The organism is Paenibacillus sabuli, assembly GCF_014705605.1.
Lineage (GTDB): Bacteria > Bacillota > Bacilli > Paenibacillales > Paenibacillaceae > Paenibacillus_D > Paenibacillus_D sabuli.
This window is the reverse complement of record NZ_JACXIZ010000044.1, coordinates 18,317-38,345: the sequence shown is the minus strand read 5'-3', so window position 1 is coordinate 38,345 and position 20,029 is coordinate 18,317. Positions and strand designations below refer to the sequence as shown.

Here is a 20,029-nt window from a genome sequence, read left to right as displayed (position 1 = left end):
ATAATCGAACTCGAACAACAAATTCCGATACGCAGCTAAAGGAGCAGCATGGATAAAACGGCCTATATTCGACAACTGGCACAGCGAGTGGAGCAATTTTTCGGTTCGTGGGAAAAAAGCGAGCTGGACGCACAGGAGCTGTACCGGTTCTTTCACAACTTGAAGGGCACGGCAGGGACGCTCGGCCTGAGTGCTCTGGAGCAAAGCGCGGCCCGCGGCGAGGCGGCAATCGGGGAAGAGAGCCGCCGCATGGTGCCGAGCACCGAATGGGAGCCGCTCGTGGAAGAGGCGCGCAAGCAAGCGCTCGCGGCGCTTGGCGCGGATGGCTGCAAGCCTGATCACGAGCGGGTAGCGACCGAACCGGAGGAGCGGGAGGCTGATCTGCCGGACGAGGCTGCAGGACGGGTGCTGATTATCGACGACGATATCGAGCTGGTCACTTACTTGAAGGATGTGCTGGAGCGCGAGGCCTTCAGCGTCAGCATCGCCCTTACCGCGAGGCGCGGGCTGAAGCTGTTCTATGACGGCAAGCCCGAGCTGATCCTGCTCGATCTGCTGCTGCCGGATCGCAGCGGCATGGAGCTGCTGGTCAAAATTATGGACAAGGCCAGGCAGGATCATATTCCGGTCATCGTCATCAGTGCCCATCTATCGAAGGAGAACCGGCTTGCGGCTTACCGCTCCGGCGCGATGGACACGATTGAAAAGCCTGTCGATCCGGAGCTCCTGATCGCACTGCTCCAGAACCGGTTCGCGATGAAGCGCGACTGGGAGCGTTCGATCATTACGGACGAGCTGACGGGCGCTTGCAACCGCAAGCATTTCAACCGCGTCGTGCAACAGCTGATCGCCACGTACCAGCGGACGCAGCGAGGTTTTGCGCTGGTGCTGCTGGATCTCGATCATTTCAAAAACGTCAATGATACTTACGGCCATCTGGCAGGGGACGATGTGCTGCGCCGATTCGCGGCCACGGTGCTCGGCGCGATTCGCGGCGAGGACATTTTGTGCCGATACGGCGGCGAGGAATTCGCGTTGCTGCTGCCCGACAACGATACGCAGCAAGCCGTAGCCGTGGTGGAGCGTATCCGCCAGGCCTTTGCCAATGTGTCATTTGTCGATCCGCACGGCGGCAGCTTCCGCACGACCTTCACCGCAGGCGTCACGATGGTTCACGACGGCAACGACCAGAGCGAGCAATTGATCGGCGAAGCCGATCAGGCCCTGTATGCCGGCAAGCGGGCCGGCCGCAACCGCACCATGCTGTACGACCTGCAGCAGATGGCGAGCGAAGAGGGCAAGCCGCTGCAGCTCATCTTCGTCGACGACGATCCGGTCATTCGCGAGCTGATGCTGCAACAATTCGCCGGCTGGCACCCGCCGGGCTGGGCGCGCCAAGCGGACACGCAGAGCTACTCCAGCGGCACGGCTTTTTTGGAATCGGGGTGGTACAGCGAGGGCGGGAAATACATCATGCTGCTGGACGGCGCGCTGCCGGATGTCGACGGGACGGATATTCTGCAGCGCTTGCGGAGCGGCTATCCGGAGCAGAATGTCCTGATCGTCATGCTGACGTCCCGCAACAAGCAGTCGGATATTCTGCAGGCGCTGCAGATGGGAGCGGACGATTACATCGTCAAGCCGTTCGACCACCACGAGCTGCGCTTGCGGATCGAACGTCTGGCGCGTCGATTGAACGGCTGAATCCCCGGAGGGCGAGGTCTGTCCGAGACAGACTCAGCTCTTGAGCGCTTTTCGTATCGCTTGCCAGCGCAGGAGCTGGGCTTGCAGCCCGTCAATGACCGCATCGATGTCCGCGCGCAGCGCCGAGGGATCGGGAGCCAGCGAGACATTTGCGGCACCCGCATTCGTTTGCCGCTCCATGGCATCCAGGAGCAGCTCCATTTCCGCCTTGAACGGAAGCGGGGCTGTTTGCGTTTGCGCGCGATGGGCGGGCTGCTGCGGTGGAGAAGTGGTTCCGGCCGCGTCAGACTCGCCGGGATGCGCTTGCGCCTGCGCGGTCGCCGCGGAGGCGTCTGAAGAGGCTGGCAAAGACGGCGCTTCTTGTGTCTCGGTTTCTTGCGTCTCGGTTTGCTGCGCTTCGGCTTGCGCCTGCGCGGCCTGCTTGGCGCGCTCGGCCCGATTCTGGCGGTAGACCGACCACGTATCGATCAGCTCGGGCCCGGACCTGGCGAGCAGCTTGTTTTTGGTGCTGTCCGAGATGGTCGCGTCCTTGTACAGGCTGGCGATTTTTTTGACATCGGTCGGCGCCAGCTCGTCGCGAGCGGCGATGAGCGCGAGGGAATCGCGGTACTCAAGAGGCAGCGCCTTCAGGGGCAGCAGCTGATCCTCCGTCAGGCAGTCCGGCCGGATTTCCGTGCCCCGCACGATGCGCTTGCGCACGGCGGCGCCGAATTTCAACAGTTCGCATTTGTTGCGTATGTAAGATTCCGGCTTCCCCAGCCGCGAAGCGAGAAATTTGACCGAGCTGCCGAATTTGGCGTCTTTGAGCAGCTTGTCGAACGCCTCGGCTTCTTCGATCGGGGAGAAGCCCTCGCGGGTCAGGTTTTCGGCGATCTGCTCGAGGTAAATCTCGGTTTCGTCGGTGACCGTCGAGACGATGCACGGTATGTGGTCCAGCCCCAGCATGCTGCAGGCTTTGTAGCGCCGGTTGCCGTAGATGATCTGATAGCGTCCGCCGGGCACCGGGCGCACCTTGATCGGCGAGAGCAGACCAAGCTCCTCGATGCTGCGCATCAGCTCCTGCAGCGCCTCGTCTTCGAACTGGTATCTGGGTTGCCCCGGGTCCTCGTCGATCAGACGCAAGGCGAGTTCCGTAATTTCCATGACGATTCTCCTTTCCTGCGCGCAGCTGGGCGCCGCGGCCACTTCTATTATAGCGGAGCGGCGCGCGATTTCACAGTCGGAAAAGCGTCCTGCAATGTGGTATACTGGGACATACAGTGTTGATAGACTAGGAGGAGAGACGATGAAGGAGAACATCAGCATTTTTTCAGGCTCGTCGAATCCGCAGCTGGCGGAAGAGATCTGCCGCCGCCTGGAGCTGCCGCTCGGCCAGATCAAGCGCTCGCGCTTCAAGAGCGGGGAGGTCTACGTCCACTACGAGCAGGGCATTCGCAATCAGGACGTCTACCTGGTGCAGTCCTTCTCGCACCCGATCAACGAGCAATTCGTCGAGCTGCTCGTCATGATCGACGCCGCCAAGCGCGCCTCGGCGAAGACGATCAACCTCGTCGTTCCTTACTTCGGCTATGCCCGCCAAGAGCGCAAGGGCGCGCCGCGCGAGCCGATCTCGGCCAAAATGGTGTCCGACGTGCTGACCAAAACCGGCGCGGACAGACTGTTGACGCTGGATCTGCACTCCGCTGCGATCCAGGGCTTCTTCAACATTCCGGTCGACCATCTCTCGGCGCTCGACTTGATCAGCAATCACATCAAGTCGCTCGAGCTCAGCAACCCGATTATCGTCTCGCCGGATGCGGGCCGGGCGGAGACAGCCGAGAAGCTGGCGAGCTATCTCGATTATCCGTTCGCCTTCATGGTCAAAAAACGCGCCGCGCACAACGAATCCTCGATCACGCATGTGATCGGCGAGGTCGAGGGCCACACGCCGATCATTATCGAGGATATGATCGACACCGGCATGACAGTCGAGAACGTCGCGACCGCGCTGGAGGAGAGAGGGGCCCGCGGCGCTTATGTCTGCGCGACGCACGCGGTGTTCTCGAGCAAGGCGCTGGAGCGCCTGTCTCACCCGAACATTCGCCAGGTCGTGGTGACCGATTCGATCGCGCTGCCGGAGAGCAGCCCGCCGCATATCAAGGTGCTGTCGGTAGCGGGCTTGCTAGCCGAAGCGATCCGCGCCAATCGCCGCGGCGGCTCGATCAGCGGCTTATTCAAGATCAAGAGCGTGTAAAAGTGAGGTGAAAAAGTGCCAGAGTAGCCGAAAATGCGTTGGAGAAAAGCATATGCTTCCGAAGTACGTTCTTGCAGAACGTTTTAAGCGCCCGCCATTTTGCTCCTCGATTTCTTCCTAATTAAGAAGTCCATTCAAGAAATAGAGGAGGTAAAATGTTTCGAAGAAACATCGCTACGGGAGCATACGGAAACGCAATTCGGGCACGGAGGCTTACTTTTTCACCTCACTTTCTAAATTGCTCCACAAGGAGAGGGTGCCGGTGATCGTCAGGGACACGCAGAACGCATTCGTACTGACCACGCAGGACGACCATGCCCGCTTGTCGGGTCAGATCGCACAGCAGCTGGATGGCAAGTGGCTGGCCGATACGGCTCGGGCGACGGACGTGTTGCTCGCCGTAGAGGAGCATGACCGGGCCTGGCTGCGGATGGACGAGACGCCGATCTGGGACGACCTGGCCGAGGCGCCCTGCGATTTCCTCTCGTTTCCGCTGCTCCCCAAGCTGCTGCTATATACAGTCGGTCTGGATGAGATCGAAGCGAAGTCGCCGTATGCCGCCCTGCTTTCGAGCCTGCATTTTTGCTCCTTTGGCGATATTCGCAACTCCGGGGAGGCCGATGCGGCGGCTTTTCTGGCGCATGAGGAGCTGCGACGGGAACGCATACGCGCGGCACTCGGCGAGCTCGACGAGCGCAGCGTTGCGCATCACTTCCGCTTGCTCCAGCTCTGCGACGAGCTGAGCCTGTACATCTGTTTCAATCGACCCGGCGCGTCGAAGCAGGAGGAGCACCCGTGGTACCAAGGCGGCTTTGGCACGCAGATGGAGGACGGCGTCACCTTTCGCGCGGCCTGGATCGACGAGGAACGCATCGCGCTTGCGCCGTTTCCGTTTGCGGGACGCGCCGATGTGACGGTGCGGCAAAAGCATATCGACAAGTCCGAGCTGCGCCGCGGCGGACTGGCCCAGGCGTTCCGCAGCGCGCCGTGGTCCAAGCGCCGCTTCGCTTTTGTGGAGTAACAGCGTATACGAAAATACAACAAAAAGCGCAAATCCCGAATCGTTCGGAGATTTGCGCTTTTTTAAATATAGAGCATGTACAAGTTTCGCCTTGCATTCTAGGCCCACACTGCAATTTTGGAGGAAGAGGCTTTGTCCAGGTACAAACTCCAGTCGTCGTGGCGCTTGAGAATGGTCGACGGGTAGTGCGGACTGATCTCTTTTTCCAGCGTGTTGGCGATGGCCGCGGCCTTGGCTTGATGCGGCACGCAGGAGATGATGCGGCGGCAACGCATGATCTGGCTGACGGTCATTGTGATTGCCTGACGGGGCACCTCCTGCAAGGACGGGAACCAGCCTTCGTTGACCTGCTGCTGCTTGCAGGTATCGGTCAGGTCGACGATGCGGTAAGGGGCCGGGTCGTCAAAGTCCGCCGGCGGATCGTTGAAGGCGATGTGTCCGTTCTCGCCGATTCCGATCAGCGCGAGGTCGACAGGCGCTGCCGCGATGGCTTCGTTGAGCCGGGCGATGACGGCGGCGGGATCGCCTTCGCCGTCCACGAGCAGGTAGTCGGTGACGCCGACATGTTGCAGGAAGCGCTCCTTCAAATAGTTGCGAAAGCTGGCCGGATGCTGCTCGGACAAGCCGATATATTCGTCGAGATGGAACATGACGACCTTGTCCCACGGCACGTCCATGGTCACGAAGTGCTTCAGAAACTCAAATTGCGAGGCGCCCGTGGACAGCGCGACGCGCGCTTGCCCTTGCTCGGCTATGACTTCATTCAACAGTGCTGCGCTCGCGCGGGCGGCCTGAAGGCCGAGCTGGTCGGCATCGTCTACTATATGAATCTGCATCGCATAATTCCTCCTGATGTTCAATTGAGTGGAGCCGTAAATTCGCTGAGCGGCACGACGCGTCGCTCCAGACGCGCGCGCTCGGCTGCAAAAGCCATCAGATGGCTCTGCACGGAGGCCGCAGCGGAGGTGAGGCTGTCGTGCGAGCCGTATTGGCGCACCGCGCGTACAAAATCGCGCACAAGCCGGGCGTCTCCGCCGCCATGACCGACATGGCCGCCCGGATCGGTCAGCTGCACCAGCTCCCGCCGGCCGCTGCCGAAGCGGGTAATCTCGATTTCATTGGACGCCATCGTGGCGCGCAGCTCGCCTTCGGTGCCCATCAGCTTGAGCGTGCGGCTCGTATGGGCCGTAAAGGCGCTCATCGTGAATGAGGCTGTGACGTCATTGGCGAAGTCCAGGCTGACGACCTGATGATCGACGACGTCGTTGTCGCAGCGATAGACGCAGCGGCCGTATTGTCCTTTGCGCAGCGCGGCATAACGGGCCGCATAGCTGGTGTCGGCGGAGACCGAAGCGGCCATCCAGCCGACCTCCTGCCGCAGGTACGTGTTCGGTGCGTAGTACGGGCAGGTGTCGGATACGGGGCAGCCGTCCAGACAATACGTCGGCGCTCCGGGCGGCGCATGCGTCTCGTCAAAATGGGAGAGACCGCCGTACGAAGCGACGCTGCGGCAGGGACTGTCGGCCAGCCAGAGCATGATATCCAGGTCGTGGCACGACTTGGCGAGAATCATCGGACTGGACTCGTCCGAACGGCGCCACTTGCCGCGCACATAGCTGTGCGCATAATGCAGGAAGCCGACGTTCTCATTGTGCTGAATCGACATTAGCCGGCCGATCCGACCGTCGGTCACCGCTTGCTTGATCGTGCGAAAAAACGGCGAGTAACGCAGGACATGACAGATCGCGAGCAGTCTGTCGCTCTCGGCCGCCTGGCGCTCCAGCGCCACGCATTCCTCCCAGCTGGGAGACATCGGCTTCTCCAGCAGCACGTGATAACCGGCCTGGAGCGCGCGGAGGGCCGGCTCGTAATGATCGCGATCCTGCGTGCAGACGAAGACGGCGTCGGCGATGCGCGGACCCGCGAACAAGGCGTCCCAGTCTGCGTAGGCATGTGTCTCGTCAAAGCCGAAAACCTCGCGGCAGCGCGCCCGCTTGTCCGGATCGGGGTCGGCGACGCCGACGACGCGCAGCTCGTGCGGGTGGTCCGTCGCATGCCGGGTGTAGATCATCCCGCGCATGCCGGCTCCGATTAAAACGACGGTGATCGGTTCCATGATAGGCGACGCTCCTTTCGATCAAGATGGTACTGCCGGTGTGGCCGACATGATGCAGCCGGTACTGCGGCTCTAGCGGTCTGGCGCTGCGGACGCGCGCCACGCGGCGAGCTCGTCGAGATCGAACCAGCGCAGCATGCCCGGCATGATGCTGCGCATAATGTCCGTATCGTCGTAATCGCGGGCCATCACCCAATCCGTCATGCATGCCCAGTCTCCCGCGATCGTCGTCTCGCCGATGCGCGCGTCGAGGGCGGCTGCGAGCGCGAGCGCGACGCCGTCGCGTCCGCAAGCGTAGGCCTCGACCGGAGAGGTCAAGGGCGCATAGGGTGCAGGCAATGCGTCGAGCGCCCGAATCATATCGTGCGCATGCAGGGCTGCGAGGCTGTCGCCGATCCAGATCAGCTCGTCGGCGAGCTTGTGCATCACCCCGAAGCGCGCGAGCGGCGGCTTGCCATAGATCGGGTAGGGGGCATGGGGCCCGATGCCCGACAGATTGAGCACGAGCACGGCCCGGCCGCTGTCCGCCTGGCTGTGCAGCCAGGCCTCGTGGCGGGTCAGCGAAGTGGTGCCGCCCTCCCAGAGCGCCAGCGTGAGTCCGGCCGGAGCTGCCGGCTCCGTCGATGCGGAGCCGGCAGCTTGCAGCCAGATGCCGCTGTTCATGATGCCGTCCTGCGCCCACCACATGCGCAGCTCGGCCTCCAAGCCGGCGATCACGCCGAGCGGCTGCCGGCGCAGATTGGGCGAGTGGGTGCGCCGCGGCCCGAGTACGCGGGCGCGGAGCCAGTCAAGCGCGTCGCCGCGCGCGTCGGCGGCCTCGCTCCGCAGCTGCCGTGCCTCGCGCAGGCGCTCGGTCTCCGCGACGAGCTCGTCGTGCACAGTGCGCACGCCGCTCAGCTCGCGCAGGACCTGTCCCGAGGGGACGCACCATAGCTGCTCCTCGGCGATCGCCTCCGGCTGCATCGCCGAGCTGTCGGTCGCGCCCGGGACGGCCCCGAGCCGCTCGGCGAAAAAAGCCGCGGCGGCCTCGGCCAGCACGTCCGTGTAGCTGTGTGTGGACGCGTCCTCGACGAGCGCGAGGCCCCCGGGGACGCCGAGGAGCTCCCAATATCGTGCGGCGCGCGCGACGGTGCGGCGCGTCGCCTCGATTGGAAAAAAGTCCGAGGTCGCGGCCAGGACGAGCACCGGACGGGGACAGCAGGCGAGCAGCAAATCCTCGTGATCGTAGCCCGCAGCCGACCAGCCGGGCCAGACCTGCTCGGCGTCCTGCACGCCGCCCGCATGCATGTATCGGCTGCGCCCCGTGATGAAGGTGCCCGGCGCGGCGGCGGCGAGCCGGGGGTCGCACAGCATCAGCATCGCCGTCTGCGTCCCGCCGCCGGAATTGCCGGTCACGCCGATGCGGGCCGGGTCGACCTCGGGGCGGGTCAGCAGGTAATCGACGGCGCGCATGGCATCGTGCACGAAGTAGCGCGCCAGGCCGAGGCCGAGCGGCAGACACTGGGCGCCGACGTGCTGATGCTCGTGCGTGCCCCAGCCGACGGGCCCGTCGGCTCCGTCTTGCTCAAGGTAGCCGAGGCGCTCGCCCTGCCCGAGCGGGTCGACGGCGAGCACGATCAGCCCGCTGCGCGCGAGAATGCCGCATACCCGGCGATAGAGCGGGCTATGCTTGGCGCCGCGCTCGTGTCCGCACAGGAACAGGACGGCGGGCGCCGGCGTATGCAGCCCGTGCGGCATGTATAGATTGGCCGTGACGGGATGGCCGGGCCGGGACTCGAAGAGGATGCGCTCGATGCGATAGTCGGTCGTTCTCAACTCGCCGGATGAGCGGCCGTGCAGCGGTCCGCCGGTCGGCAGTCCGCCGATCGACGCGAGGAACGCGTCCCGAACGGCCGCCTGACGAATGCGGAGCTGATCCGCCGTGGCCAGCGCATCGCGCGCGCGCTCCCCGGCCTCCAGCGCCTCGTCGGTGCGGGCGAATATATGCGTCTTCAATTGATCTTGCGTATCGTACAAGGTCGGCGTGTAACGCTCGAGCTCCAGCAGCGTATTCATGGCGCTTCACCTCCATACGGGCAATTGAATGGGCCGTCCCTCTGCGATCGAACGGTTGGCCGCATCGCCGATCAGGAGCGAGTAGGCCCCGGCGACGCTGCCGGCTTGTTGACCGAGCAGGTCGGGCGCAGGCTGCGGGTGGAACAGCATCGCCCGCAATCGGGCGTCGCCGCCGCCGTGGCCCGAGCCGTGGGTCGGTACGTCGTATCGGCGCACCTCGCCTCCGGGCTTGTAGACGCGGATGGCGCTCGGCCCCGCTTGACTCATATCGGCATTGCTGTACTGGTTGGCGATCTCCATCGTGCCGTCGCTGCCGGTGATCGTCGCCCGCCAGCCTTCGTTGGGGCTGTAGGCGACCAGCGAATAGGTGAGCATGGCTCCGCTGTCATACCGCACGTTGACCGACATGGTGTCGTAGATGTCGATGCGTTCGCTGAACACGCAGCGATCGCGGATATAGCCGTCTTCCTGCTCCGCCTGCAAAAAGTAACGGTCTGTGAACGGTTGATCCCGCACGTCGAAATAAAATGCGCACGAGGCTTTGTAGTCGCAGGTCAGACAGCGCTCGCCGCGCTCCTCCCGCGTCGGACCGTACAGCTGCCGTGCTCCGTTGGCATAGACGCTGTCCGGGCGACTGTCCAGCCACCAGTTGATGATGTCAAAGTGATGCGTGCTTTTGTGCACGAGCAGTCCGCCGCTATTTTTCATTTCGGCGTGCCAGCGCCGAAAGTAGTCTGCGCCGTGTCTGCGGTCCAGGTACCATTGCAAGGCAATGTGATGCACGCGGCCCACCGCGCCTTCATCCAGCAGCTCCTTGACTCTCGCAAAATAAGGGGCGAAGCGAAGATTGAAGGTAACGGTGACGCGCCGTCCGGAGTCTTGCTCGGCCTTGAGAATGGCCTCGCACTTGGCGGCATCGGTCGTCATCGGCTTCTCGGAGATGACGTCGCAGCCGGCCTGCAGGGCGGCGACGATATATTCGTGATGCGTGCTGTCGGTCGAAGCAACCACGACCGTGTCCGGACGGGCCTCGCCCAGCATCGCTTCGAAGCTGTCGTAGACGGGGATGCCGCCGCAATCCTGACTGAGTAGCTCGGCGCGCTTGCGATTAAGATCGTACACGCCGCAAAAGTCGACAAAGGGCTTGAGCTCTTCGGCAAGCGGCTTCGCGAACATGTGAAGGGCGCGGGATCCGGCACCGACAAGCGCAATTTTTTTCATGGGTAGTCTCTCCTGTCGCCGTAGATTAACCAGACAGTAATCGATTACTACGACGTTAGTATAACATGAGTTCTTGAATTGAACAGCCCTTTTTTTAAAATTTTTCGGATTGCGGCCATGTTGGGAGGCGAAGATGTCAGGTAATCGAACATTAAGCGCTTACATCAAGCGTAAAAAGCGAGCGCCGCCGCGCATTGCAACTGAGGCGGGACGCCGAAGAAAAGAGGAGTGTCAGATGGGGCTTGAAGTATGCGCCTGCGCGGCGGAGGCGCGCTCCACCAGCTTGGGCTGGAGCGTGACCGACAGCGTCGGATTTTCGTCGCCGCGCATCATATCGAGCAATATTTTGCCGGAGAGAATACCCATTTCGTAGTCGGGCTGTTTGATCGTCGTGAGCGGCGGATGCGTCATTTTGCCGAATTCGATGCCGTCAAAGCCGATCACTGAAATTTCCCCCGGCACGGAAATGCCGCGCAGCATCAGCTCGTTGATGACCCCGAAGGCCATCATGTCGTTGCAGGCAAAGATGGCGGTGGGCGGCGTCGAAGCCGCGAGCATACGCGCCGCCAGGCGTTTGCCGACATCGAATTCGCCGGTGCTGTTGAACGCCTCCTCGGACTGCGATTCCTCCACCAGCGCCGGCAGGCCGGCCTCCTCCATCGCCCGCAAATAGCCGGCGTGGATGTCGCGGCGGCTGGGCCGGTCCAGTCTGGAGGTGGCGTAGCCGATGCGCGTATGGCCCAGCGCGAGCAAATGCTGCGCGGCCATGTAGCCGCCTTTTTCGTAGTTGAATTCGATCTGCGTGATCTCGTCCTCGTCGATTTTTTGATCGATGGCAATGACGTTCAGACCGGCCCTCATGAACTGCTTGAGCAGCGAGACATCCTTCGAGATGGACGAAATGATGAGCCCCTTGATCTGCTTTTCGACCATCGTTTTGATATATTCGCCCTCGAATTCGGGATTGTGCAGCGAGTTGCACACGATGACGTGATAATGGTTCTGACGCGCGATCTCCTCGATGCCGAGGATGACCGAGGAATAGAACGGGTTCGTGATCGTCGGGATGATGACCCCGATCGTCATGCTGGCGTTCGTTTTGAGCTGCTTGCCGATCAGATTGGGAATGTAATTATGCTCCTTGGCGATGCGTAAAATTTTGCTGCGCAGCTTGTCGCTCACCGGGTAAGAGCTGTTGCTGAGGACGCGGGACACCGTTGCGGAGGAAACCTCTGCGATCCGCGCAATATCGTGAATCGTAACCGTTTTTTTCATGTCGTGCAGCCACCTTTTAGAAATCGATTTCTGCGAATCCTTTAATGTGAAGTGTATCACAAATTCCTTGAGCTGGCGAGTGCTGCGGCCGGGCGTACTTGCGGCGGCCGCATACTGCGAGCGGAGTCGGCATATACATCGCTTAAGACATTCTTGTCCACTTGAGACGCGGGATATCGGAAATGGGGGCAGCGAACGATGAATGAAGCAGCGAATACCATTCAAATTGCCGGAATCGGCACGGCAGTACCGGAGCATCGCATGGATCAGGAGGAGCTGACGGGCCGGCTGCTCGAGGCGCTTCACAGTCAGCCGGCCGCTGCGCGCTGGGCCAAGCGCCTGCTGCGTCAAAGCGGCGTGCAGACGCGCTATACGTGCGATCCTAGCCTGCTGGAGCCTGCCGGAACTTGCCGATACTGGCCGCTGGACGGGCAGACGGAACGGATTCCGACCACGGCCGAACGGATGGCCGTCTACAAGCGCGAGGCGGTGCCGCTCGGCGCGGCCGCAGCCGCCAAGGCACTGACGGCGGCTGCACAGGCAGCCGACGGCGTGACGCATCTGATCACCGTCAGCTGTACGGGCCAGTTTTTGCCGGGGCTCGATGTCAGCTTGGTCGGGCGGCTCGGCTTGCGCAGCGATGTGCGGCGCATCCCGCTTACGTTCCTCGGCTGCGCGGCCGGTCTGCGGGCAATCGCGCTGGCGCGCGAGCTGGCGGCGTCGGATCCGGAGACGGTCGTGCTGGTCGCATGCGTCGAGCTGTGTACGCTGCACATTCAGCCCTCCGTGGAGAAGGAGGCGCTGCTGGCGGCCTCGTTCTTCGGGGACGGCGCTTCCTCGTGCGTCGTGCGGCAGGCGCAGCCGGACCGCCCGGGGCTGTATGCGCTCGGTCCGGCGCGCTCGGCGCTGATCCCGGATACGTCCGATCAGATGATCTGGGAGGTCGGCAACCACGGCTTCGATCTGTACCTGTCGCCGTCCATCCCGCGGCTGCTCGCCCGCAGTGTGCCGCAGGAGCTGGAGCGGCTGTCCGGCGCAGCGGCCGCAGCGCCGCTGTGGGCGATTCATCCCGGCGGTCGCGGCATCGTCGATGCGCTGCAGCAGATCTTCGGCCTGACGGATACGCAGGTGCACTCGGCCCGCACCGTCCTGCAGCGATACGGCAACCTGTCGTCGGCGACAATCCTGTTCGTCCTGCAGGAGCTGCTGCAAGAGACGCGCGCCAACAAGACCGAAGGCACGGCGCTGGCCTTCGGGCCGGGGCTGACCGCGGAGCTGATGCAGATTGTGCGCATGCCCTCGGCCGTCGCGCCGCAGCGAGAGGCGGTGGGGGCCGATGCGTAGCTCGCTGCGGATGCGTGCCGCCTCGCCGGAGCTGATGGACGAGCCGGGCGGCGGGCACGAGCTGACGGCGGCGCTGCGCGAGCTGCGCCGCTTGAACCGGCTGCTGGGCGCGGCGCCTGCCACCCGACATGGCGTCGTGCGGCTGTGGGAGCGGCACGGTCGGCCGCGCCGTCTGCGGGTGCTGGACGCGGGCAGCGGCGGAGGCGACGTCAATCTCAGCTTGCTGCGCTGGGCCGAGCAGGCCGGGGTGGAGCTGCATTTGACGCTCGTCGATCGCAGCGCCGAGGCTTGCGCGGAGGCGAGGCGCTTGTTCGTCGAGCATTCAAACGTGGAGGTGGTGCAGGCCGATCTCTATGCGCTCGCGACGGACAGCGCGGATATTGTGACGGCGTCGCAGGTGCTCCATCATTTCGCGCGGCCCGAGCTGCCGGGTGCGATGCGGGCACTGCTGCGGGCGTCCCGCGTCGGCGTCGTCATCGGGGACATCCACCGGCACAGACTGGCTTGGCTCGGCGTATGGGTGGCGGCGCGTCTGCTGCGCACCGGCCGCTATGTGCGCCATGACGGGCCCTTGTCGGTGGCGCGCGGGTTCCGCAGCGAGGATTGGGCGGCATTGCAGAGCGAGCTGGGGGAGACTGCAGCGTCCTTCGAGGTACGGTGGCGGCCGCTTTTTCGCTACTGCGTAGTCGCCGCCAAGCCGGCTGCCGGCGCAGCGGGAGGCGAGCCCGATGCCTGAGCGGCAGGAGTCGTCCTACGACGCCGTCGTCCTCGGCGCCGGCCTCGCCGGCAGTGCCGCGGCCAAGGCGCTCGCCGACCTGGGCTGGCGCACGGCGCTCATCGAGCGGCGGCGGCTGCCCCGGCACAAGGTGTGCGGCGCCTTCCTCTCACCGGAGTCCGCCGAGCTGCTGGATGCGCTGGGCCTCGGCGGCGTGACGGCCGAGCTCGGCGCGAGCCGGATCGAGCGCGCCGTGCTGACGATGCCCGGCGGCCGCCCGATCGAGCTGGCTCTGCCTGCTCCCGCCGCCGGGCTGAGCCGCTATGCGCTGGACGCGGCGCTGCAGGCGGCTGCGGTTCGCTCCGGCGCGCGCCTGCTCCAGGGCAGCGTGCGACGCGTCGCGACAGCGGGCGAATGGGGCTGGCGTGTGGAGGCGGATTACGGCGGCGAGCGGCTCGCGCTGCGGAGCCGGGTGGTCGTGGAGGCGCGCGGCGCGGGGGCCGGCGAGGCGTCTTCAGGCCCCGCGCGGCAGCTCGGTCTCGGCGCGCACTATGAGGGACTGACGCGGGGCGGAGCGGTCGAGATGTATTTTTTTCGCGGCGGCTATCTCGGGCTATGTCCGGTCGAAGACGGCCGCTATAATATGGCGGCGCTGCTGACCGCCTCCGAGCTGTGGCGTCAGGGCGGCGACGCGCTGGGCATGCTGCATGCCGCTGCGGCCCGCCATCCGCGGCTGCAGGCGCGCCTCGCCGGCGGGCGGCCGGTTGCCGGCACGCTGTCGGCAGTCGTCGTCCCGCGCTATCGGGCCGGAATCCGCGCCGCGTCGGATGGTTGCCTACGCATCGGCGATGCAGCCGCACGCATCCCGCCCCTGTGCGGCGACGGCATGTCGATGGCGCTGCGCGCTGCGCAGCTGGTCGTGCGGGAGACGGATCGCTACCTGCGCGGAGCTCCTGGCGCGGGACGATGGGCGCGCGCGTATCGCGCGTATGACGCAGCGCTGCACCGCGAGCTCGCCCCGGCGCTGCGCTGGGGCCTCGCCTTGCACGTCGCCCTCGGCAGCGAGACGGGGCGGCGCGTCGCGCCGGCGCTGGCCCGCCTGCTGCCCGGGACGGCGCAGCGCCTCGTGCTCGCCACGCGGGTGCGCATGCGCGAGCTCTCGCAGCGATGAGCGGCGGCGCAAGAGGAGGCCGGGCCTGGTGCTGGGCTGTCGTCCTGGCCTGGTCGGCGCTGCTGATCGTCAGCGCGCCGCTGGCTGCAGAGCTGCCCGGACGGGTCGGCGATCATGGCCTGTCTCCTCCGGCAGGCGGGGACTACGACACTGTCCGGCACATGCTCGAGACGCAATACGGCATGCCCGCCGAGCCGGTGCTCGTGCTGCTGCGCAAGCACGGCAGGCTCGACGAAGCCGCATATGCGGCTTATTTGCGCGAAGCCGTGGCGGCGCTGGAGAGTGTCCCGGGCGTGATCCGTGTCATCTCGCCGCTCGAGCGGCCGGAGCAGCGGCGCGGGGATTACGCGTATGCGGCGGTGGAACTGTCGCCTCCGCAGCGGGCGCATCCCGCCGTGCTGGACGAGCTGCGGCGCCGACTGCCGCCGCACCCGGATGTCGAGCCGGCGTGGAGCGGCGCGCCCGTCGTCCAAGCGGAGGTCAATGCCGCGAGCCGCCGGGACGTGGCGGTCGCCGAGCGGATCGGGCTGCCGGCGGCGCTGGCGGTCATGTGGCTGGCCTTGGGCGGCCTGTTGCCAGCGCTGCTGCCGATCCTCGTCGGGTGGGCGACGGTCAGCGCGGCGCTGGCTGCAGCGGCCTGGATCGCGCAGGACGCCATGCTGTCAAATTTCGTGCTGAGCGTGATTCCGATGGTCGGGCTTGCGCTGTCCATCGATTTTGCGTTGCTCCTCGTCGGCCGCTATCGCGAGGAGCTGCTGCGCGCGACTCCCGTCGCCGCCTTGCAGACGACGCTGCGCACGGCTGGGTGCAGTGTGTGCTGCTCGGCGCTGTGCGCCGGCGGAGGGCTGGCGGCGATGATGCTGATCCCGGTGCCAATGTTCGCGTCGGTGGCCGGCGCCGCGCTACTGGTGCTGGCGACGTCGGTAGTCACTTGCTTCACGTTGCTGCCGGCATTGCTGGTGCTGCTGGCGCCGCGGCTCGCCCGCGCCGCTGGCCCGAGGCGTAGCGGCGGCGGGCGCAGGCTGCTCGCGCGCTGGCTCACGCGATGGACGGATGCGGTCATGCGCCGTCCAGTCAGATCGGCTCTCCTCTCCGGCGGGGTGCTGCTGGCACTGCTGCTGCCGCTGCTGCGGATCGAGGTCGAGATGCCGGATGCAGGCTCGCTGCCTGCGGGCCATCCGGTGCGCGCGGCGACGCAGACGATGGAGGAGGTCTTCGGTCCGAGCGGAGCGCGGGTTCCGCTCATCGCATTCGCGCCGGGCGGCGCGTGGACGGCCGCAGATTGGGCGCGTGCGCGCCGCCTAGCGCTGGCGCTGTCGCAGGATGCGGATGTGGCGGGAGTCGACTCGCCTTTTGCATTGGCGACCGGGCTGGGGACGGCCACGCTGGAGACGGCTGCGCCCCAAGCGCGGTTGGCGACGTATTTGCGCGGCGGCAGCATGCGCATCGAGGTCCAGTTGCGCCATGGGGCGCATGCGCCCGAGGCGCGCGCGTGGGTATCGTCCTGGGCACGCATCGGCACCGCCTCATCGCTGCCGGTGCTCGTCGGCGGCGAGGTCAAGCGCGAGCAGGAGCTATTTGACGCCGTTCGAGCCGGCGCATGGCACGTGCTGCTCGCGGGCGCCGCGGCCAACGTAGTGGTGCTGCTGCTTGCCTTCGGTTCGCCGGCGCTTGCCGCCAAGACGCTGCTCACCAGCCTGCTCGGCATGGGCGCGGCCTTTGGCGTGCTGACGCTGGCGCTGCGCTACGGCGCATTCGGCATGGAGCGCGGGCCTGTAGCCCTGATGATCCCGGCTTTTGTGTTCGGCATCGTCTTCGCCGTCAGCATGGATTACGGCGTCTTCCTCGTCTCGCGCATGTGCGAGCGCTATCGCGCGAGCGGCGACAATGACGGCGCCGTGCGCGAGGGCATGCTGGCGACAGGGCCGATCATTACAGCCGCGGCCGCTATCATGATCGCCGTCACGACGCCGTTCGCGCTCGCAGAGGTCGCCGGCGTGCGCCAGCTCGGGATCGGCATTGCGGTCGCCATCTTCCTGGACGCGACGCTTATTCGGCTCATGCTGGTGCCTGCGCTGATGCGGCTGCTGGGCCGCTGGAATTGGGGGAAGGGGCGATTCGGGTAGCAGCTGCGGATCGAGACGTGGCGCGATGTCGGAGGACGGTGAGCCCCCATCTCGGCTATTTCGACTATCCAGGCGGGGGATCGGGCTAAAATTTACGACTAGCTGGAAGGAATGGAGATGCAATAAGTGTAAAACTTGAGGCTACCGGAGCGAAATCGGCTGGCTGGCGGGAATAAGCGTAAAATGTGAGGCTACAGGGGGGAATTCGGCTGGCCGATGGGAATAAGCGTGAAATGCGAGGCTACAGGGGGGAATTCGGCTGGCTGGCGGGAATAAGCGTAAAATGTGAGGCTACAGGGGAGAAATCGGCTGGCTGGCGGGAATAAGCGTAAAATGTGAGGCTACAGGGGAGAATTCGGCTGGCTGGCGGGAATAAGCGTAAAATGTGAGGCTACAGGGGAGAATTCGGCTGGCTGATGGGAATAAGCGTGAAATGCGAGGCTACAGGGGAGAATTCGGCTGGCTGGCGGGAATAAGCGTAAAATGTGAGGTTACAGGGGGGGAATTCGGCTGGCTGGCGGGAATAAGCGTAAAATGTGAGGTTACAGGGGAGAATTCGGCTGGCTGATGGGAATAAGCGTGAAATGCGAGGCTACAGGGGAAAATTCGGCTGGCTGGCGGGAATAAGCGTAAAATGTGAGGCTACCGGAGCGGAATCGGCTGGCAGTGGGGGAACAGGCGTCAAGTACCCGCCTCGCCGTTTCGCCTTGAAAGATAAGAGGGTATAAGCTAATCGCATACACCGGTCTTATCTTTCGCGGAACGAAACGTACTCGGCGTCAAATACCCGCCTCGCCGTTTCGCCTTGCCAAGTAAAATCTGGTATACTATTCCCAGTGTGTGAATGTGAGATCGGAGGGCTGCGCATGCACCAACGAAGCGGTGGCGATCGGTCGCATTCGAAGCGATCTGCTCTATCGAACCGCGAACCGCTTCATCGCCGAGGGGCAAGCGCGACGCCCGCTGCGTTGCAGCTCCAGCAGGCCATGGGCAATCGCGGATTCTCCTCGTGGCTCGGCAGTGCGCCGATCCAGCGCGAGGGCGGCAACGGCAGCGATAATGGCAACGGCGGCGCAAGCGGAAGCTTGGACGACGGAGAGCCGGGCGGCGGGACGATGGAGGAAGAGCAGGGAGCGTTCGAGGAAGAAGAAGCGGAGTTGCAAGAGGAAGCGGAGCTGCAAGAGGAAGCCGAAACGCAGGAAGAGCCTGGCGACAGAATGGAGCTTGAGCTGGACGATCTGATTAATGCCGATCTCGATAGCGAAGCCGAGCAAGAGGAGATGGAGAGCCCGCGCATTCCGACCTCGCTCGATCCAAAAGCGAAGCTGCGAATTATGTATCGCTTCGAACGCAGGCGTCTGGGGAAGCTTGAAAAAAGCAAACCGCGTAAGGGACCAAAAAAAATATCGAAGATGCACATCCCCGGTGATCGCGCCGCTTTCTCTGCGCGCCGGGTCAAAAAAGATCGCGAAAACGCCATTGCCAAAAAACGCGGTGAAAAGAAAAAATTGAGCGACAAGACGTTTGTCGTCGGGGATCAGACGATGCGGATGACCAACGGCAACGGGCACTTTGTCGTCGCCGGAGGAAATGCGGATCGCCCCTTAGGCGTCAAAGAACCGGAGGCCGATTACAAGTCCATGTTCACCTCGCTGCTATCGCAAACGCCGGACAACACGTCGCAAAGCTTGTTCAAGCACGCCACCGGAACGGAGTTCGAGGAGCCCCGATTCGGTGACCCGCACATTGCCCGTCTATCACTCGGCTATATGGGAAACGATGCGGAGGCGCTAAAATCGAGCTTGGGGCTGGAGCGGACTCAATTGACCGAAAATCTGTCGAAGTTGACCGCGATTACCGACATGGCCGAAGGCTCGCGCTCGCGGCAGGCGGTAAAGCCAAACGGGACTGCCATTCCATACGATGCTTCGATGCTGTCCCGACAAGGACTGTATGACGTCTCGGAGCAAAAGCATGATCTTGAACAGATGTATTACCAGGGCCAGGGCGGCCGGGACAGCATCTTTATGGGCGCGCCCAGCGAGCTCCATGCGCCGGACAAAATCGGCGGCGCCGAAGTGCTGCGCAACCCGCTTCATCCGGACTATGCACCGCGGCTGACCCGCCAAATGGGAATTTTTCCGAATCGTCCGGTCGACTTCGTCAAAGCGTTCAATCAATTGCTGCCCGATGCGCCGATGACGTTCAAGGAACCGACTGCGGAGGAAAAGGCGCGCTATACGGAGGCTAAAATTACCGAGCTGGCCGCCGAAGCCAACGCCATTCCACTGCCTGACGGCGACGGACTGATCAAAGAGAGCTATCAGGGACGAATGGATCGCATGCGCGAGCTGCAGAACAAGCTCAGTCGGTATGAGAATCTGCCTGACCCCATTAACGAAGTACATACAACGGCAACCGAGCAATTGGCAATCAAGCTGCAGCACTATCAAGGATTGTACGAAAAGCCGAAGGACGGCGAGCGGCGCTCGGGTCGCGCACGAAAGCAGCCTTATAAGTATATCTAAAGAACGCTTGTGCGAGATGCACGATGAAGAAAGGAGAGATGATGCGAATGGCTATCGAAGTTGAAATTGACCTCTATCGGGACTGGCTCGCGACTGCGCGCGAGGTCGTGCTCGCCTCCGGCGCGGCGGTGCCGGGAGAACAAGAGCACGAGGCGCTGAGTCGCGCTTATTATGCGCTCAGCTCGGCGGACGAGGCGCAGGCCATCGTACGCGCACAAGCGAATGCGGCGCGCGTGGCCAAGCTCCAGCAGACGCTGCTGGACAATCTGGAGACGGTGATCCTGCCCGATATCCGCTCGAGGACGGGCTATGCCGGCGACCGGCTGCGCTTTCGCTGGGTGTACGCCCAGGAGGAGGAGCATATCGTCGAGGAACTGTCCGAGTACCGCATTCCACTGGGACCGACACCGGTGTGAACAGTGCCGGATCGGCTGAGCCTCTCTTCGGGACACGGGAGTGCATGTGCAGTACGACAGTAGCGTGAGAACGTCGCATGATTGCAAGTGAGACAGATCAGCGG

15 protein-coding genes are annotated in these 20,029 nt (G+C 63.9%); 9 read left to right on the top strand and 6 right to left on the bottom strand.

Going from position 1 to position 20,029, the window contains the following annotated elements:
- The first annotated feature begins 48 nt into the window (after nt 1-48).
- A complete protein-coding gene (locus IDH44_RS21230) occupies nt 49-1,704 on the top strand; it encodes a diguanylate cyclase (protein WP_190920827.1) in 1,656 nt (551 codons plus the stop codon).
- A gap of 33 nt (nt 1,705-1,737) precedes the next feature.
- Here the strand turns inward: IDH44_RS21230 and IDH44_RS21225 are convergent, their stop codons facing one another.
- The gene (locus IDH44_RS21225; protein ID WP_190920826.1) at nt 1,738-2,847 is read right to left on the bottom strand and encodes a ParB/RepB/Spo0J family partition protein; all 1,110 of its coding nucleotides are present in this window, start codon (nt 2,845-2,847) and stop codon (nt 1,738-1,740) included.
- Between the two features lie 142 nt (nt 2,848-2,989).
- On the opposite strand from IDH44_RS21225, the gene IDH44_RS21220 reads away from it, so the two are divergent.
- Both IDH44_RS21220 and IDH44_RS21215 read left to right on the top strand, forming a co-directional pair.
- Nucleotides 2,990-3,937: a ribose-phosphate diphosphokinase gene (locus tag IDH44_RS21220; protein ID WP_190920825.1), complete on the top strand. Its 948-nt coding sequence runs from the start codon at nt 2,990-2,992 to the stop codon at nt 3,935-3,937.
- A gap of 262 nt (nt 3,938-4,199) precedes the next feature.
- Nucleotides 4,200-4,958: a DUF3891 family protein gene (locus IDH44_RS21215; protein WP_190920824.1), complete on the top strand. Its 759-nt coding sequence runs from the start codon at nt 4,200-4,202 to the stop codon at nt 4,956-4,958.
- Between the two features lie 98 nt (nt 4,959-5,056).
- On the opposite strand, the gene IDH44_RS21210 is transcribed toward IDH44_RS21215, so the two are convergent.
- The 5 genes from IDH44_RS21210 to IDH44_RS21190 all read right to left on the bottom strand — a co-directional run bounded on the left by IDH44_RS21210 (nt 5,057) and on the right by IDH44_RS21190 (nt 11,625).
- Nucleotides 5,057-5,794, bottom strand: coding sequence for a glucosamine-6-phosphate deaminase (locus IDH44_RS21210; protein ID WP_190920823.1), 738 nt, complete (start codon nt 5,792-5,794; stop codon nt 5,057-5,059).
- 20 nt (nt 5,795-5,814) lie between these two features.
- Nucleotides 5,815-7,074 (bottom strand): Gfo/Idh/MocA family protein, encoded by a 1,260-nt coding sequence (locus IDH44_RS21205; protein ID WP_190920822.1) that lies wholly within the window; start codon nt 7,072-7,074, stop codon nt 5,815-5,817.
- Between the two features lie 72 nt (nt 7,075-7,146).
- Nucleotides 7,147-9,129 (bottom strand): alpha/beta hydrolase family protein, encoded by a 1,983-nt coding sequence (locus tag IDH44_RS21200; RefSeq protein WP_190920821.1) that lies wholly within the window; start codon nt 9,127-9,129, stop codon nt 7,147-7,149.
- 6 nt (nt 9,130-9,135) lie between these two features.
- Nucleotides 9,136-10,350 (bottom strand): Gfo/Idh/MocA family protein, encoded by a 1,215-nt coding sequence (locus IDH44_RS21195; RefSeq protein WP_190920820.1) that lies wholly within the window; start codon nt 10,348-10,350, stop codon nt 9,136-9,138.
- Between the two features lie 231 nt (nt 10,351-10,581).
- Nucleotides 10,582-11,625 (bottom strand): LacI family DNA-binding transcriptional regulator, encoded by a 1,044-nt coding sequence (locus tag IDH44_RS21190; RefSeq protein ID WP_190920819.1) that lies wholly within the window; start codon nt 11,623-11,625, stop codon nt 10,582-10,584.
- Between the two features lie 198 nt (nt 11,626-11,823).
- Here IDH44_RS21190 and IDH44_RS21185 point away from each other — a divergent pair, with 198 nt between their 5' ends.
- The 6 genes from IDH44_RS21185 to IDH44_RS21160 all read left to right on the top strand — a co-directional run bounded on the left by IDH44_RS21185 (nt 11,824) and on the right by IDH44_RS21160 (nt 19,925).
- Nucleotides 11,824-12,969: a type III polyketide synthase gene (locus tag IDH44_RS21185; protein ID WP_190920818.1), complete on the top strand. Its 1,146-nt coding sequence runs from the start codon at nt 11,824-11,826 to the stop codon at nt 12,967-12,969.
- Nucleotides 12,962-13,705 (top strand): methyltransferase domain-containing protein, encoded by a 744-nt coding sequence (locus IDH44_RS21180; RefSeq protein ID WP_190920817.1) that lies wholly within the window; start codon nt 12,962-12,964, stop codon nt 13,703-13,705. Before IDH44_RS21185 ends, IDH44_RS21180 begins: the two co-directional genes overlap by 8 nt.
- A complete protein-coding gene (locus IDH44_RS21175) occupies nt 13,698-14,855 on the top strand; it encodes an FAD-dependent monooxygenase (RefSeq protein ID WP_190920816.1) in 1,158 nt (385 codons plus the stop codon). Before IDH44_RS21180 ends, IDH44_RS21175 begins: the two co-directional genes overlap by 8 nt.
- Complete coding sequence (locus IDH44_RS21170) at nt 14,852-16,981, top strand: MMPL family transporter (protein WP_190920815.1); 2,130 nt, start codon at nt 14,852-14,854, stop codon at nt 16,979-16,981. The genes IDH44_RS21175 and IDH44_RS21170 overlap by 4 nt, the downstream gene beginning before the upstream one ends.
- Before the next feature lie 866 nt (nt 16,982-17,847).
- A complete protein-coding gene (locus tag IDH44_RS21165; protein WP_190920814.1) occupies nt 17,848-19,509 on the top strand; it encodes a hypothetical protein in 1,662 nt (553 codons plus the stop codon).
- Nucleotides 19,510-19,556: 47 nt separating this feature from the next.
- Nucleotides 19,557-19,925, top strand: a complete 369-nt coding sequence (locus IDH44_RS21160; protein WP_223869903.1) for a hypothetical protein — start codon at nt 19,557-19,559, stop codon at nt 19,923-19,925.
- The last annotated feature ends 104 nt before the right edge of the window (nt 19,926-20,029 follow it).

What these genes read in the sequence shown, in the direction of transcription:
- IDH44_RS21175 (WP_190920816.1), top strand. Translation starts at nt 13,698, where the DNA reads ATGCCTGAGCGGCAGGAGTCGTCCTACGACGCCGTCGTCCTCGGCGCC.
- IDH44_RS21230 (WP_190920827.1), top strand. Translation starts at nt 49, where the DNA reads ATGGATAAAACGGCCTATATTCGACAACTGGCACAGCGAGTGGAGCAA.
- IDH44_RS21225 (WP_190920826.1), bottom strand. Translation starts at nt 2,847, where the DNA reads ATGGAAATTACGGAACTCGCCTTGCGTCTGATCGACGAGGACCCGGGG.
- IDH44_RS21195 (WP_190920820.1), bottom strand. Translation starts at nt 10,350, where the DNA reads ATGAAAAAAATTGCGCTTGTCGGTGCCGGATCCCGCGCCCTTCACATG.
- IDH44_RS21160 (WP_223869903.1), top strand. Translation starts at nt 19,557, where the DNA reads ATGGCTATCGAAGTTGAAATTGACCTCTATCGGGACTGGCTCGCGACT.
- IDH44_RS21190 (WP_190920819.1), bottom strand. Translation starts at nt 11,625, where the DNA reads ATGAAAAAAACGGTTACGATTCACGATATTGCGCGGATCGCAGAGGTT.
- IDH44_RS21220 (WP_190920825.1), top strand. Translation starts at nt 2,990, where the DNA reads ATGAAGGAGAACATCAGCATTTTTTCAGGCTCGTCGAATCCGCAGCTG.
- IDH44_RS21185 (WP_190920818.1), top strand. Translation starts at nt 11,824, where the DNA reads ATGAATGAAGCAGCGAATACCATTCAAATTGCCGGAATCGGCACGGCA.
- IDH44_RS21210 (WP_190920823.1), bottom strand. Translation starts at nt 5,794, where the DNA reads ATGCAGATTCATATAGTAGACGATGCCGACCAGCTCGGCCTTCAGGCC.
- IDH44_RS21170 (WP_190920815.1), top strand. Translation starts at nt 14,852, where the DNA reads ATGAGCGGCGGCGCAAGAGGAGGCCGGGCCTGGTGCTGGGCTGTCGTC.
- IDH44_RS21165 (WP_190920814.1), top strand. Translation starts at nt 17,848, where the DNA reads ATGCACCAACGAAGCGGTGGCGATCGGTCGCATTCGAAGCGATCTGCT.
- IDH44_RS21180 (WP_190920817.1), top strand. Translation starts at nt 12,962, where the DNA reads ATGCGTAGCTCGCTGCGGATGCGTGCCGCCTCGCCGGAGCTGATGGAC.
- IDH44_RS21205 (WP_190920822.1), bottom strand. Translation starts at nt 7,074, where the DNA reads ATGGAACCGATCACCGTCGTTTTAATCGGAGCCGGCATGCGCGGGATG.
- IDH44_RS21200 (WP_190920821.1), bottom strand. Translation starts at nt 9,129, where the DNA reads ATGAATACGCTGCTGGAGCTCGAGCGTTACACGCCGACCTTGTACGAT.